Source organism: Cupriavidus sp. F041 (assembly GCF_057814235.1).
The window spans coordinates 1,991,638-2,003,603 of sequence record NZ_JBVASY010000001.1 but is presented as its reverse complement, the minus strand read 5'-3'; the positions used below and the strand labels follow the sequence as shown (position 1 = coordinate 2,003,603).

The 11,966-nt window shown below is 65.8% G+C and carries 11 protein-coding genes; 4 read left to right on the top strand and 7 right to left on the bottom strand.

What is annotated here, in order from left to right:
• Nucleotides 1-119 precede the first annotated feature (119 nt).
• Complete coding sequence (locus tag ACZY0R_RS09050) at nt 120-503, bottom strand: response regulator (RefSeq protein WP_045235471.1); 384 nt, start codon at nt 501-503, stop codon at nt 120-122.
• A 396-nt stretch (nt 504-899) separates the two neighbouring features.
• On the opposite strand from ACZY0R_RS09050, the gene ACZY0R_RS09045 reads away from it, so the two are divergent.
• Entirely contained in the window at nt 900-1,652 is a 753-nt protein-coding gene (locus ACZY0R_RS09045) for a hypothetical protein (protein ID WP_488858067.1), read from the top strand.
• A 48-nt stretch (nt 1,653-1,700) separates the two neighbouring features.
• On the opposite strand, the gene ACZY0R_RS09040 is transcribed toward ACZY0R_RS09045, so the two are convergent.
• The 3 genes from ACZY0R_RS09040 to ACZY0R_RS09030 all read right to left on the bottom strand — a co-directional run bounded on the left by ACZY0R_RS09040 (nt 1,701) and on the right by ACZY0R_RS09030 (nt 6,313).
• Nucleotides 1,701-3,650, bottom strand: coding sequence for a putative bifunctional diguanylate cyclase/phosphodiesterase (locus ACZY0R_RS09040; protein WP_488858066.1), 1,950 nt, complete (start codon nt 3,648-3,650; stop codon nt 1,701-1,703).
• Between the two features lie 133 nt (nt 3,651-3,783).
• The gene (locus ACZY0R_RS09035; protein ID WP_488858065.1) at nt 3,784-5,511 is read right to left on the bottom strand and encodes a methyl-accepting chemotaxis protein; all 1,728 of its coding nucleotides are present in this window, start codon (nt 5,509-5,511) and stop codon (nt 3,784-3,786) included.
• A gap of 196 nt (nt 5,512-5,707) precedes the next feature.
• A complete protein-coding gene (locus ACZY0R_RS09030; RefSeq protein ID WP_488859600.1) occupies nt 5,708-6,313 on the bottom strand; it encodes a flavin reductase family protein in 606 nt (201 codons plus the stop codon).
• 349 nt (nt 6,314-6,662) lie between these two features.
• On the opposite strand from ACZY0R_RS09030, the gene ACZY0R_RS09025 reads away from it, so the two are divergent.
• A complete protein-coding gene (locus ACZY0R_RS09025) occupies nt 6,663-6,968 on the top strand; it encodes an H-NS histone family protein (protein ID WP_488858064.1) in 306 nt (101 codons plus the stop codon).
• A 184-nt stretch (nt 6,969-7,152) separates the two neighbouring features.
• Here ACZY0R_RS09025 and galE read toward each other — a convergent pair whose 3' ends face one another.
• Together galE and ACZY0R_RS09015 are read right to left on the bottom strand one after the other, a co-directional pair.
• A complete protein-coding gene (galE, locus tag ACZY0R_RS09020; RefSeq protein WP_488858063.1) occupies nt 7,153-8,172 on the bottom strand; it encodes a UDP-glucose 4-epimerase GalE in 1,020 nt (339 codons plus the stop codon).
• A gap of 173 nt (nt 8,173-8,345) precedes the next feature.
• Nucleotides 8,346-9,374, bottom strand: coding sequence for a tyrosine-type recombinase/integrase (locus tag ACZY0R_RS09015; RefSeq protein WP_488859598.1), 1,029 nt, complete (start codon nt 9,372-9,374; stop codon nt 8,346-8,348).
• Between the two features lie 389 nt (nt 9,375-9,763).
• Between ACZY0R_RS09015 and ACZY0R_RS09010 the strand changes: the two genes are divergently transcribed.
• Both ACZY0R_RS09010 and ACZY0R_RS09005 read left to right on the top strand, forming a co-directional pair.
• A complete protein-coding gene (locus ACZY0R_RS09010) occupies nt 9,764-10,144 on the top strand; it encodes a nuclear transport factor 2 family protein (protein ID WP_488859596.1) in 381 nt (126 codons plus the stop codon).
• Between the two features lie 45 nt (nt 10,145-10,189).
• Nucleotides 10,190-11,191, top strand: coding sequence for an NAD(P)H-dependent flavin oxidoreductase (locus ACZY0R_RS09005; RefSeq protein WP_488858062.1), 1,002 nt, complete (start codon nt 10,190-10,192; stop codon nt 11,189-11,191).
• A gap of 101 nt (nt 11,192-11,292) precedes the next feature.
• Here ACZY0R_RS09005 and ACZY0R_RS09000 read toward each other — a convergent pair whose 3' ends face one another.
• Complete coding sequence (locus tag ACZY0R_RS09000) at nt 11,293-11,844, bottom strand: PadR family transcriptional regulator (RefSeq protein ID WP_488858061.1); 552 nt, start codon at nt 11,842-11,844, stop codon at nt 11,293-11,295.
• Nucleotides 11,845-11,966: the final 122 nt, after the last annotated feature.

Genomic DNA, 11,966 nt, shown 5'->3' with positions numbered 1-11,966 from the left:
GGCCGGCCGGCCCGAAAACGGGCAGCCTTGCCGAGACCCGGCCTGCGCCAAGGCACGAATATCGTTTACCTCTTAACGGCAGTACGCCGCGTGCCTGAAGGGAAACATTGGCAAGGCATTTACCCTACCTTCGAGGGGTCCATCAGCGCGCCGACGGCTTCCATCAGCTGATCGGGATCGAACGGCTTCGCGAGGAAGCCGGAGGCGCCGGCATCGCGGGCCTGCTCACGCACCTGGCCGTCGGCCTCGGTGGTCAGCATCAGCATCGGGATTGCCGCATAGGCCGGAGTCTTGCGCAGCGTGCGGATCAGGGTCAGGCCGTCCGTGCCGGGCATGACCTGGTCGGTCACCAGCATGCCGAATGACGTATCCATGGCCAGCGCCAGGGCCTCGTCGCCATCGGCGGCCTCGGATACGGTGTAACCTCCGGCGCGCAGGCAGGCGCCGATCATGCGGCGCAAGGAGGGAGAATCGTCGACGACTAGAATATGAGGCAAAGACATAACGGCTCCGTTGACAGCACGATGGTGAGTCCACAAGCCCAGGTCCTGGCCCGGTGGACCGATATTCGTTCTCGCCTGGGACGGCGGCGGCGGGCAAACCCGAGCGATTTCCCTGTGCGTTCCCATGCCAGGGACAACGCGGATGCAAGCTGCTGCGGCACTCGCGCAGCGCGGTGCGAACCGCGCCCCTGCGGGGAATATCGGCAGAGTTGGCCGAAACCGTAGTACGGTTGCGCTGATAAGCGCAGATTTGTTACCCCCCGGTTATGGGGTGCATCCGCTCGCCGAGGGTCGGCATACTACGGCCGCCGCGCAAAACGTCCGACTCCCATTGCTGGCCGTGGACGGCTTGCGCTACCCGGGGCAGTGGCACAGCAACACTATCGGAACGTCAGCATGTCGAACTTGCCAGGCCCGCAGTGGAGCAAACGGGATGCGCCCGAATCGCGTCAAACCGACAAGCTCACGGTGCTCATCCAAGGCGCGCCGGACGCATTGCTGGCGCCGCTGCCGGATTTCGGCGGACGGCTGCACTGGGTATCGCGGCGTCCGCGCCAGCCGGCCGATGTGCAGCTGGTCATCGTGGAGCGGCAGATCAGCGCAGCCATGGCACAACGCCTGCGCGCGCTGCGGCACCCCGATCGCCTCGTTGTCACCCTGCTCGTCGATGGCCCGGCGTATGCCACCACGGGCTGCGGGCCGATCGTGCCGACCACCGCCGAGGGACTGCCACGCACCCTCGAATTGCTTTCCTCGGTATTGTTCGCGCCGGTGCTGGGGGACGGGCCCATGCCCCTGACATGGCGGGATGTACAGGCGGTGGCCAGCCGCGATGCAATCGGCCTGGCATTGCACGTGGAAACCACCAGCGAGGCCAGCATGGCGGATGAGCTGCTGATGCAGCTGGCGCGCTTCCATGGACGTACCCGCATCGAACCCGAGGCGCTGCTGGCCAGTATTTACCTGCCGCGGGGGTTGCCTTCGCTGGTGAATTGCAGCCAGCAGCTGCGCAGGCTGGGGGCGCTGACGGGGCATTATTGCGAGACCCGGTTTGCGTTGCTGGTGCCGGAAAGCGGGCAATTTACCCGCCTGCTGGCGCTGTTTCCGTCTGCCGGGGCGCTGCCTGACCCTTATACGCCCAGGCGGTGAATGGGTGAGTGCCGGATGTCGCTGGATTTTTGAGCGGCATCTCACGCCTCAATCCCCCGAGACCAACTCCGCAAACGCCCCCGGATCCAAGGGATGCGACAACAAATACCCCTGCACCTCATCGCAGTCCATCGCCGCCAGAATATCCAGCTGCGAATTCGACTCCACCCCTTCCGCCACCACCCGCATCCGTAGCTCATGCGCCAGCGCCACCATTGACCCGACGATGGCCCGACCTTGCGGGTCGGCATCCAGCCCGCCAATCAAAGTACGGTCGATCTTCAGTGTCCCGACGCGCAACCGTTTCAGATACCCCAGGCTGGAATAGCCGCTGCCGAAATCGTCCAGCGCGACATGGATGCCAAGCGCCTGCAGCTCGGCCAGCGTCTCCAGCGACTGCGCGATATCCTTCATCGCCGCGGTTTCGGTGATCTCGAGCGTGACGGCCGACGGCGGAATGTCGTGCTGATGGATCTGCTCGAGCAGGTATTGCGGGAAATCGCGGCTGGCAAAGCGCAGTCCGGAGACATTGATGGCCACCGGCACCACCGGAATGCCCTTGTCCTGCCACTGCCGGATCTGCCGGCACACCGTGGCGATCACCCAGTCGTCAAGCTTGTCGATCTGGCCCGACTGCTCCGCCACCGCGATGAACTCGGCGGGATTGACCTGCCCCAGCGTCGGATGGCGCCAGCGGCACAGCGCCTCGGCGCCGATCACGGTGCGCTGGCGCACGTCGAACTTCGGCTGGTACTGCAGCGCGAGACCGTCGTCCTGGATGGCCAGCCAGAGGTCGCGACGGATGACCCGCATGCGCCGCGCGCGCTCGCCGGCGGCGGAATTGAACACGCGCACCTGGTTGGAGCCGCTCTCGCGCGCTTCGCTCAGGCTCACGCGTGCCGCCTGCATCAGGGCTTCCGACGTTTGCGCGTCGCGCGGGTAGATGGCGATGCCGATATTCACGCCGATCTGCATCTGCAGGCCGCGCGTGGACACGAACTCCGCGAGCGAGCTCAGCAACCGCGTGCCCAGTTCATTGGCGCGGTTGTGCTGGATCATCTCGGGCACGCCGACTGCGAACTCGTCGCGCGCCAGGCGCGCCAGGAAATCGTGCGGCTCCAGCGCTGCCTGCGCCAGCGCCCCGGCATCCTGCGCCAGGATATCGTCCGCGCGCACCTCGAAGACTTCATCGACCTCGCGAAAGTCGGCGATATGCACCAACAGCACGGCACAGCCGGTCTCCGCCAGGCGTGCCTGCGCGATCGACTGATCGAGCCAGCGCGCAAAGGCGGTGCGGTCGGGAAGATCGGTGCTGACGCTGTACTCCCCGACCGTGCCGTGTCCGCGCGCCGTCGCGCGCACGGTCAGGCGGCCCGGGATGCGGCCGCGCCGCCGTACCGGCGGGGTGCTTCTCCCACCCGTGGCGGGCGGCTGGTTATCGAAGATATCGTCCGGCGCATTGGTGTCCGGGATGGCGAAGCCGGGCGAGTTGGCCAGTTGCCATGCGCGCAGGTTGGCGCGGCGCAGGCCGAAGTATCCGAGCGCCACCAGGAGAAGCGCGGCCACCGCCAGCCAGGCCGGCTGCATGAAGTTGCCGGGTTCCACGCATAGCGCGGACGGGCGCTGCGCGTTGCCGCACAGGGCGCTCAGGCGCGCGCCGGTGGCCACCACCACCCCGGCGCCGGCCAGCGTCACCGCCAGCGCGGTACCGCGCAGCAGCGGTATGTGCCGGCGCAGCCAGGGGATGGCAAGCGTGAGCCCGGCAGTCATGGCGAACACGGCCGCGGCCTGCGACACCTCGCGCGTGCCCCGCAGGCTGCCGGAACCCAGCGCGACCCACAATGGCAGGCCGACGGACGCGGGGGAAAACAGCAAGACCGCCCATTGCAGCGCCCGGCTGGGTCTGCCCGCGGGCTCCCGGTCCGGCTTGGCTGCGCGTATACCCAACCCGACCGCGAGGCCGGAGAAGGCAGCGAGCAGCAGAAGGCTAGCACTCATGTCAGTAAGGAAGCTGCGCAAAAAATTGGGGGCGATGGCGCGACGATCCGAACGATGCGGGCGCAAGACCCGCATCATCGCATCACGCGCGCTTCCCCGGTGATGAAATCGGCGGCAAGCTGTACGCCATGGCTCAGAACGCGCTCCAGTCGTCGCCGCCGGTACCGGCTGCCGCCAGTGCGGGGGGCGCCGGAGGTGCGGGACGTGCCTTGCGCTGGACCGGCGGGCGGGCTCGCGTCGGCATGGCCGCGACAGCCTTGGCGGTGGCGGCGACGCGCGTGACCGGGGCCGGCGTGGCCACGGCATGGCTGCCTGACAGCCGGAACACGGACACGACGCCGTTGAGCTTCTGCGCCTGCTCTTCCAGCGCGCCCGCGGCCGCGGCGGCTTCTTCCACCAGCGCGGCATTCTGCTGGGTGACCTGGTCCATCTGCGTGACCGCCTGGTTGACCTGCTCGATGCCGCTGGTCTGCTCCTGGGTGGCCGCGCTGATCTCGTTCATGATGTCGGTGACGCGCTTGACCGCATTGACGATCTCGCCCATGGTCTGGCCAGCCTCGGCGACCAGCCTGGTGCCGCTTTCGACGCGCTGGCCGGATTCGCTGATAAGGGCCTCGATTTCCTTGGCGGCGGCGGCGGAGCGTTGCGCCAGGGTGCGCACCTCGCCGGCAACCACCGCGAAGCCGCGGCCCTGCTCGCCCGCCCGGGCCGCCTCCACCGCGGCGTTCAGCGCGAGGATATTGGTCTGGAAGGCAATGCCCTCGATCACGCCGATGATTTCCACTACCTTGCGCGACGAGCCATTGATCTCGTTCATGGTGTCGACCACACGGCCTACCACGTCGCCGCCCTTGAGCGCGATCTCCGAGGCATCGCTGGCCAGCACGCCGGCCTGGCGCGCGTTATCGGAATTCTGGCGCACTGCCGACGTCAGTTCTTCCATGCTGGCCGCGGTCTGCTCCAGCGAGGAGGCTTGCTCTTCGGTACGTTGCGACAGATCGAGGTTGCCGGTGGCAATCTGTTGCGTGGCCGAGGCGATCGAGTCAGTACCGCCGCGCACCTGGGCGACGATATTCGACAAGCTTTCCTGCATGGCCACCAGCGCCTGCATCATGCGCCCCACCTCGTTGCGCGACACATTGGTAATGCGCGAGGTCAGGTCGCCGGCGGCGATACGCTCGAACACCCCCAGGGCTTCCTCCACCGGCCGCACGATAGCCCGGTGCAGCGTCACGGAACAGAGCACGGCGACCAGCAAGCCAAGGGCGATCAGCGCGAAGCACAGCACGCGCACCTGCTGGAAGCGGGCTTGCGACGCGATGTAGTTGGCTTCGCCGGTACGGAGTTGGAAAGCCTGCAGGGCTTCATAGGCGGTAGCCAGGCTGCGCTGCAATTCGGGCAGGGCCTTCTTGGCAATCGCAAGCGCCCCGTCCGCGTTGTTCTCGATCAGCGCTTTCTGCAAAGGCAGGATGCCCTTCTCCATGAATTCCTGGCGCTTGCGGGTAAATTCCGCGGCGAGCGCCTTTTCCTCGGCGTCCTGCGGCAGCGCCGTGTATCGCTTCCAGGCTGTCTCGGCGCTGTCGACGAACACCATGGAGCGGTCTACCACCGCTTTCCCATCGTCACCATCGCCAGGCATCACGCCGCGGTCCAGCGCCAGGCGCATGCGCGTCGTGCCGAGCATGGTTTCACTGAGCGCCTGCGCCGACGCAAGCTGATTGCCATATGTTTCCTGGAGCGCGTCGTTGCTGTGCGACATGCCATAAAGGCCCGCACCGCCAACCAGAATCAGCAGAAGCGACAACATTGCCATTGCGCCGCGCAACAGGGTTTTGATCTGGATATTGTTATGGATAGACATGAAGCACCCGATACGGAAAGGAACGCACAGGACCTCCTCCGGCCCCGGCCCGGCGGATCGACACCCCAGCGACCCGCTCAGGGCAGATAACGGCGGGGTCGCGCGATTCCTTGAGCGAGGTGCCGTGCCCGCCACGCCGGCAGCGCCCCCTCTTCTACCCTGCGTCGCCAATTAGGCCAGTGTCCCTGCGCTGCGCTCATTCGGAGGCCCCCGGCTCCACCTGGAAAGCCTCCCCGGTGGCAAAAAATGCGCCGCCGGCAAGGTAGTGCATCGAACGGCACTCCTGATCCGGAAAATGCCATCTGCCATTCGAAAAAGCGGCGGAGTCTGCCCACGCAGCCACCACTTCGGCAATGAACAGATCGTGGCGCACGGCGTTGGCCGGCTCGGGGATTACCCGGCACTCCAGCCAGCCAAGGCAGCCGGCAACCAGCGGTGCAGCAATCTCTTTCGCCGCAAAGGTGGCCAGGCCCGTGGCGGCAAACTTATCTTGCTTGCGGCCGGAACGCGAGCCGGATTCCAGCGTGGCGGCGGCCTGTGCGCGGGCGGGGATGTTCAACGCGAACTCGCCGGACGCTTCGACCAGTTCGCGCGTGAGGGTGCGGGAATCGATCACGACCGCGACCTTGGGCGGCTGGAAATCCAGCGGCATCGCCCAGGACGCCGCCATGACATTACGCCGGCCAGCGTGGGCGCTGGTGACCAGCGTAACCGGCCCGTGATTCAGCAGGCGATAGGCTTTCGCCAGTTCGACCGGGACGAGTCTGCCCGCAGCGCCGGCGTTAATCGAATCGAAAGACATGTTTGAGGCGAATGTAGGTTTGGTCGTTTTGCGACGGGATCGGAATTGTTGCAGCAAAATCACTTCCCGCTGCGCGCCATTACGGCGATCAGGGTTATTACGCAGTCCGGATTGCAAAACGGCTGGATGGTGTCAGCACGCTGTTTTCTCGAACATCCGAAAGCGGCCGCTCTGCCGGCAAATGCGTAACTGCCGCTGACCCGTGGCCTGCGCGGAAGTTCATTAATTAGATCATACCGCCGATTTATCAGAATTCTCTCCATCGCGGTTTAAAAGCGTTTGCAGGATCGCTTGGTGCCGTTATAATTCATCCGACTCATCATGCTCACCCAGTAAATCGAGGCTCGTAATGGCGACTTATCAGGAAATTGTTCAGAAAATCAGTGAACTGCAAAAGCAGGCCGAGGAAATCAAGGCTCGCGAGCAGGCTTCCGTCATCGCCGATATTCGCCAGAAAATCGACCAATATGGCCTGACCGCGGACGATCTGGGTTTCGGCACCAAGCCTGCCGCCGGCAAGAAGGCAACTCGCAAGGTACCGGTGCGCTATCGCGACAGCGCGGGCAATACCTGGACCGGCCGCGGCAAGCGTCCGGGCTGGCTGACCCAGGCCCTGGCCGCTGGCAAGAATATCGATGACTTCCTGATTCGCTGAAGCCGGGCGCCGGCAACGGGCGTCGCGGCCGAGTCTGCCGCGCACCCGCTGCGCTCCTGAAAACGGCCGGGCTAGTGCCCGGCCGTTTTCATTTTCACTGCCCGGTCCTGGCCGTATCCACAGAGCGTCCACAAAGCCGGGCACGCAGAAACGGGTACGCGCCTCGCCTGCCCGGCCACGCCACTCAGCCGGCAAACCCCAGCGGATTCATCGACTGCCAGCGCCACGAATCCTCGCACATGCGATCGATATCGTGCTGCGCGCGCCATCCGATCAGCGTGTGCGCCAGTGCGGGATCGGCATAGCAAGAGGCGATATCGCCGGGGCGGCGAGCCCCTATTTCGTAGGGTACCGGGCGGCCGCTGGCACGCTGGTAGGCCGCGACGACCTCCAGCACGCTGTAGCCCCGGCCCGTGCCGAGATTGACGGTCAGGCATTGCTGCTTGTCGCGCAGGTAGACCAGGGCGGCAAGGTGGCCGGCCGCAAGATCGCAGACGTGGATGTAATCGCGCACGCCCGTGCCGTCGACCGTGGGGTAGTCACCGCCGTGCACCATCAACTTCTGGCGGCGCCCGCCGGCGACCTGCGCTACATAAGGCATCAGGTTGTTCGGCACGCCGCCGGGGTCTTCGCCGATCAGGCCGCTTTCGTGCGCGCCCACCGGATTGAAATAGCGCAGGTACGCAATCCGCCAGTCGGGATCGGACCGTTCCAGGTCACGCAGGATCTGCTCGCCCATCAGCTTGGTCTGGCCGTACGGATTGGTGGCCGAGAGGGGAAAGTCCTCAAGGATCGGCACCGAATGCGGATTGCCATATACCGTGGCGGAGGAGCTGAACACCAGTTGCTTGACGCCGGCAGCGTTCATCGCCGAGCACAGGGCAAGCAAGCCATTGAGATTATTGTCGTAATAATCCAGCGGTTTGCTGACCGATTCGCCCACCGCCTTGAGCGCCGCGAAATGAATCGCCCCGGAGATCCGGTGTTCGGCAAACAAACGGTCCAGCAAAGCGCGGTCCCGGACATCGCCCTCGACAAAATGCGGACGCTGGCCGGTAATCTGCGCAAGCCGTTCGACCACGACGCGATTGCTGTTGCAGAGATTATCCAGGCCAATCACGTGATAGCCGGCCTCGAGCAAGGCGACCCAGGTGTGCGATGCGATATAACCGGTGGCTCCCGTGAGCAGCAAAGTTTCAGACATAGCGGTTCATCAATAGGTTGTGAAAAGAGACGGAGCGGGCGCCACGACAGCGCGCCTGGTACATCGGGCGAAGCGCCTGTTTCTGCATCCCCTGGCGCGAGGCTGCCATCGGCGGCTGGCAGCGGCTCCAGGATAGCGCCGCCCGCATTGGGCCGGAACGGCGAAAATGGCGACTAAGCATAGCAGGACGCATCTGTCGTGCCGGCGTCACCGGCCGAATTCCGTCCTGCCGCCAGGCCCGCGCGCGCCTGCCAGGCCTCGAAAGCGGCGCGCAGGCGCCAGCCGGACTCCAGGTCGCGCATGCCAAGGCACTGCGCCACTTCAGCCGGGCCGGCGCCGGCCTCGAAGTGCAGCGCGCCGCAAGTATTGCGCAGCGTCTGCGGAGACGCCCGTTCGCTGCGGCCCGCCAGCACGCCGGCTTCATCCAGCAGGATCTCCACCCGGCGGTACAGCGAAGCGGCATGCAAGTGCCGCCCGCTCGGCATGGCGGGAAAGACCAGGTTGCCCAATGTGCCGCTAGCGCCACGGATCTCCAGCCAGGCCAGCAATGCCGGCCGCGCGAAGGCAAAGACCGGCGCCTCGTAGGCGCGGCCGTTGTCGGCCCGGACCAGGCGCAGCCTGGCGGCGTCCTCCGCGATGCTACCGGTGCCCAGGCCACGCGCTTCCCCCACCTTCAGGCCGGCGCCCAGCAACACCGCGACCAGCGCGGTGTCGCGCGCGCGCTTCCATTGGGTAGGCGACAGCACGACGGCATCCTGGCCCGGCGGCTTGGCCGCCGGCGCCAGCACCCGGGCAATCAAGGCTTCGCGCTCGGCAGGCAGCAAGAAGGCGGTGGGATCGTTCTCGCCTTCGGCAAGGTGGGCGCGTACCGCCTGGCTCGCAGGATTGTGCAAGCCGTCCTGCAGCAGCGAGAGATGGTGAAAGACGCGCTCGATCAACCGTGCATAACGGTAGCGGTGGTGCTTGTGCAAGTCCTGCTCGTCGAGGAAGGCTCCGATCTGCTCCGCCGACCATGCCAGCGGCGCCACCCCGCGCTCCCCCGACCACCGCAAAAGCTTGCCCCACATCGCCCGATAGACCACGGCGGTGCCATGGCCAAAGCCGTGGCTGACCAGCCAGCCGTCGAAGGCCCGCTCGGGTTGGGTCCGCCAGGCCTCGAGGTCCGCATCGAAGAGGGCCCCGGACGGCCCTTTGGCGCTCATGTCAGTACTCACTCGCGCTCCTGCGCTGTTTTGCGGCAATGCCCGTATTGTAGACAAGTCGCCACAAAAGACCGAGGCCGGCGGTCGCAGGGATCGGAGGTGCCTGCGGCCCCTCCCTTCGGCCAAGCAAACGCCTTACGAGGCACATACACGCCAAAACGTTGCAATTGCCGCCGCGTGCTGCTACCTTTCTACACATCGCTATGCAACTGGTTGCATAGCGATGTGTAAGCTGCCGTCGCCGCGGCGCCCGCCGGGCAAGCGGAACGATGCAGCGCAGCGCGCCGGAACGGGCGATTTCCGCGCCCTCGGCCCACCCCGGAGGAGACACCGTGACCCAAGCAACCTTGTCAGCGGCGGCGCAGGCCTCGCTGGCAATCTGGCACCGCATGATCGCCACCCATTCCATGGCCGACCTGGACAGCATCGTGGCCGATGAGGTGGTATTCCACTCGCCCGTCGCCCACACACCATACCCGGGGCGCATCGCCCTGCGCATGGTGCTGGAATCCGTCAACCAGGTATTCCAGGACTTCCGCTATCACCGCAGTTTTGTCAGCGACGACGGGCGCAGCGTGGTGCTGGAGTTCAGTGCGACAGTCGACGGCAGGTCCGTCAAGGCCATCGACATGATCCGCTTCAACGACGCCGGCAAGATCGACGACTTCGAGGTCATGGTCCGCCCCAAGAGCGGCCTGGACGCGCTTGCCGCCGCCATGGGCACCCGGCTCGCCAGCCAGAAGTCCGTATTGCAGGGCGCCAGCGCCTGATACCGGCATCTTCCACTCACCGTTTCAACTTCGCAAAAGAACGCTATGTCTCTTCCCGCCATCCTGCAGGACCGTCTTTCGCTGCCGGTAGTCTGCTCGCCACTGTTCATCATCTCCAACCCCGACCTTGTGATCGCCCAATGCAAGGCCGGCGTGGTCGGCTCCTTCCCCGCGCTAAACGCGCGTCCGGGCCCGGTGCTCAACGACTGGCTGGACCGCATCACCACCGAACTGGCCGAACACGACGCCAAGCATCCGGATCGTCCGGCGGCGCCGTTCGCGGTCAACCAGATCGTGCACAAGTCGAACGACCGGCTCGATCACGACCTGGAACTGTGCGTGCGCTACAAGGTGCCCATCGTCATCACTTCGCTGGGCGCGCGCACCGAGGTCAACGACGCGGTGCACTCGTATGGCGGCATCGTGCTGCACGACATCATCAACAACACCTTCGCGCGCAAGGCCATCGAGAAAGGCGCCGACGGCCTGATCGCGGTCGCCACGGGTGCGGGCGGCCATGCCGGCGTCCTGTCGCCGTTTGCGCTGCTGCATGAAATCCGCGAGTGGTTCGACGGCCCGCTGTTGCTGTCGGGCGCCATCGCCAGCGGCGATGGCATCCTGGCGGCGCTGGCCGCGGGCGCCGACCTGGCTTATGTGGGTTCGGCGTTTATCGCCACCGAGGAAGCCAACGCGCAGGCCGCCTACAAGCAGATGATCGTCGATAGCAACGCCTCCGACATCGTCTACTCGAACCTCTTCACCGGCGTGCACGGCAATTACCTGCGCCAGAGTATCGTCAACGCCGGGCTCGACCCGGCGGCGCTGCCGGAATCGGACCCGTCCAAGATGAATTTCGGCTCGGGCAGCGCCAAGGCGTGGAAGGACATCTGGGGCGCCGGGCAGGGCGTGGGCGCCATCAAGCGCGTGGTGCCGGCAGCCGACCTGGTGCGCCGCTTTGCCGAGGAATATGCGCTGGCACGCCGCCGGCTGGGCCTTGCCCCGCAAACGGCGCACACCAGCGGCGCCACGGCAGCCGACCTGGCCTGATTACGTCATCGCGGGCAGTCCGTCGCATTCGGCGGCGGATTGCCCTTTCCCCCGCGCCGCTGGCGGGGAACCTTATCGCGGAGCCAATGGCGGCCGGCGCCTCAAGCCGGATCGTCCTGCTTATCCAGCAGCGGCAATAGCTCTTCCGCCCAGGACACCCAATCTTCCTCATAGCGGATACCCCGCTTCAGCAGTGCATGTTGCAGTTGCTGCGCGCGCGTGGGCTGCGCGGCGGAGAAATCGCGCCTCTCGATCTGGCGGTAGGTGTCAAGCCGCTCCTGGTGCAGTGCGATCAGGCGCTGCAGCTCCGGCCTCAACCCTAGCGGACCCACGACGGCATCCGCCCGCAACTTCACCAGGATCTCGTCGCGCAGGTCCAACCCGGCGGTAGGCGCAAGCACCCAGCGCGCTAGCTCGTCGCGCCCCGGCGGCAGCACGAAATAAACCTTCTTGCGATTGCGCGCATCGCTCTCGCCCTCGCCCTCTTCCGCGGCAATCCAGCCATGTTCGGCCATGCGGCCCAGTTCCCGATAGATCTGCTGGTGCGTGGCATGCCAGAAATAGCCGATCGAACGGTCGAAGCGCCGCGCCAGCTCGTAGCCGGAGGACGGTCTTTCCAACAGGGAAGTCAGGAGTGCGTGCTGAACGGACATGCGGGAAGGGTAACGTGAGAGGCTGTCGCCAGGCAGTGAAGTCTTCCCTCCCGGCGTGGCTTTGATGGCAAGCGCCTATGGTAGCGCAAAGGTAGTGCAAAGCCGCGCCCGCGCAGGGCGCG

What these genes read in the sequence shown, in the direction of transcription:
- ACZY0R_RS09050 (WP_045235471.1), bottom strand. Translation starts at nt 503, where the DNA reads ATGTCTTTGCCTCATATTCTAGTCGTCGACGATTCTCCCTCCTTGCGC.
- ACZY0R_RS09045 (WP_488858067.1), top strand. Translation starts at nt 900, where the DNA reads ATGTCGAACTTGCCAGGCCCGCAGTGGAGCAAACGGGATGCGCCCGAA.
- ACZY0R_RS09040 (WP_488858066.1), bottom strand. Translation starts at nt 3,650, where the DNA reads ATGAGTGCTAGCCTTCTGCTGCTCGCTGCCTTCTCCGGCCTCGCGGTC.
- ACZY0R_RS09035 (WP_488858065.1), bottom strand. Translation starts at nt 5,511, where the DNA reads ATGTCTATCCATAACAATATCCAGATCAAAACCCTGTTGCGCGGCGCA.
- ACZY0R_RS09030 (WP_488859600.1), bottom strand. Translation starts at nt 6,313, where the DNA reads ATGTCTTTCGATTCGATTAACGCCGGCGCTGCGGGCAGACTCGTCCCG.
- ACZY0R_RS09025 (WP_488858064.1), top strand. Translation starts at nt 6,663, where the DNA reads ATGGCGACTTATCAGGAAATTGTTCAGAAAATCAGTGAACTGCAAAAG.
- galE (WP_488858063.1), bottom strand. Translation starts at nt 8,172, where the DNA reads ATGTCTGAAACTTTGCTGCTCACGGGAGCCACCGGTTATATCGCATCG.
- ACZY0R_RS09015 (WP_488859598.1), bottom strand. Translation starts at nt 9,374, where the DNA reads ATGAGCGCCAAAGGGCCGTCCGGGGCCCTCTTCGATGCGGACCTCGAG.
- ACZY0R_RS09010 (WP_488859596.1), top strand. Translation starts at nt 9,764, where the DNA reads ATGATCGCCACCCATTCCATGGCCGACCTGGACAGCATCGTGGCCGAT.
- ACZY0R_RS09005 (WP_488858062.1), top strand. Translation starts at nt 10,190, where the DNA reads ATGTCTCTTCCCGCCATCCTGCAGGACCGTCTTTCGCTGCCGGTAGTC.
- ACZY0R_RS09000 (WP_488858061.1), bottom strand. Translation starts at nt 11,844, where the DNA reads ATGTCCGTTCAGCACGCACTCCTGACTTCCCTGTTGGAAAGACCGTCC.